Raw genomic sequence first — 1,692 nt, forward strand, 5'->3', positions numbered from 1 at the left:
TGGTCAGAAAAAGAATTCATTGCATATGAACAAGAGATCAAACGTATTCGTGATGAGAAAGCTGTCCATGCTCAAAAACTTGAAGATGCTAGAAAAGAAGGAATACAAATAGGCGAAGAAAAAGGTAAAAAAGTTGGAGGATTGGGTATTCCTTCGTTTAGATGGAATATACCTCTCTATCGGAAGCGGAGGATGGAAAATATGATGTCTTCGGATTCGACTATTATCAAGGCAGTGGTGGCAACCCCATCATTCCTTGATAAAAAGGTAGATTAGAAGGAATACAAATCGGGGAAGAAAGAGGTAGACAAGAAGGAATACAAATAAGCGAAGAAAAAGGTAAATTAAAAAAGAAGGAATACAAATAGGTGAAGAAAGAGGTAGAAAAGTTAGAGAAATCGAGGTTACTAAAAGTCTACTTAAAGCAGGAGTTTCTATTGTGATTATAGCTAAAACTACTGGTCTTCTTCACTCTTAAATTGCTCAGCTTTATTGTGAATTCTCGAGTTAATTTGAAATCGCACTTCGAGTAGGTTCTGAAATTTTGCTGTATATATATATAAATATATATAAATATATATAAATAAAATAGATATTTTTATATTTGCCTATGAGTATGTAATTATTTGTTTAGTGTTAATTAAATTAAAACTTTTTTAAATTATAAAATTTATAGAATTTATTATAATCTTACCTTATTGAATATATGTTTTAAAATAATAACTTTTACAAAATAAAACAATCATCACAAATGACATATTATATAAATAATTTCTAATGTTGAAAAAATATTTTAGTTTAAATGAGAAGTGTTAAAAACCTCCCTGTTAAATCGGGCTCGTAGAAGAAGTAAATATTGTAGTGCTGGTTGTAATACTATTGCGACCCTACATCATATCTCTCAGATATGTTGGAAGACACATGGTATTAGAATCAAGCGCCACGACACTTTAGTGAATAGTCTCGCACACAATCTAAGTGAGGTTGGTTGGTTTGTTGAGAAGATGCCTAAGATTTCTACGGCTGAGAGGATCAGAAAACCTGATCTTGTACTGAAGCGATCAAACGTAAGTGCGATTGTGAATGTACAGGTTCTTTGGGAAAGTATTCCACTGGATGAGTGTCATGCTCGGTTGGTGGCATATTACTCTGACAGTCGCGAGGTCGTAGAATATTCCACGTTCAAGTCATGTAAACCCTCTATAACGACCCTCACTGTCTGATATAGGGGCATTCTCTGCGAAAATTCTGCTTCGGACCTAGTTAACCTAGGATTGAAGAAGCAACAGGTGCTGTTATATTCGGTACCTGCCTTAAAAGGCACGGTTAAAATATGGAGGATATATGAAAGATCAACAGCTCGTAAGAGCTGTATGGAATGGGAAACCGCGAAGAATGTAGGGGCGAAAGCATCTTGTCATCGGTCTGGTCGTGAGACCTAATCGTTGATGAGCATACTGGAACAGCACATCCGTATTTTATGATTAAACAGGTGCGAATTCAGTATCCACCCACTCGGGTGTTTCTAAGACTAGCCAAATGCCTCGTCATCCAAATCGTGACGCTTCATTTAACAATTTTAAGCGATAATAATAATAATAATAATAATTAATAATAATAATAATAATAATAATAATAATAATAATAATAATAATAATAATAATAATAATAATAATAATAAAATTAATAATA

Annotated in this window: 2 pseudogenes; both read left to right on the plus strand. The window is 33.4% G+C overall.

Annotated elements, in window-relative coordinates:
• Positions 1-276, plus strand: a pseudogene (locus tag QUS22_RS05420) (hypothetical protein); the annotation flags it as partial.
• Positions 276-478: pseudogene (locus QUS22_RS05690) on the plus strand (Rpn family recombination-promoting nuclease/putative transposase); the annotation flags it as partial. The pseudogenes QUS22_RS05420 and QUS22_RS05690, both read left to right, overlap by 1 nt.
• Between the last annotated feature and the right edge of the window lie 1,214 nt (positions 479-1,692).

It is taken from the genome of Wolbachia pipientis, assembly GCF_030373985.1.
Lineage (GTDB): Bacteria > Pseudomonadota > Alphaproteobacteria > Rickettsiales > Anaplasmataceae > Wolbachia > Wolbachia pipientis_D.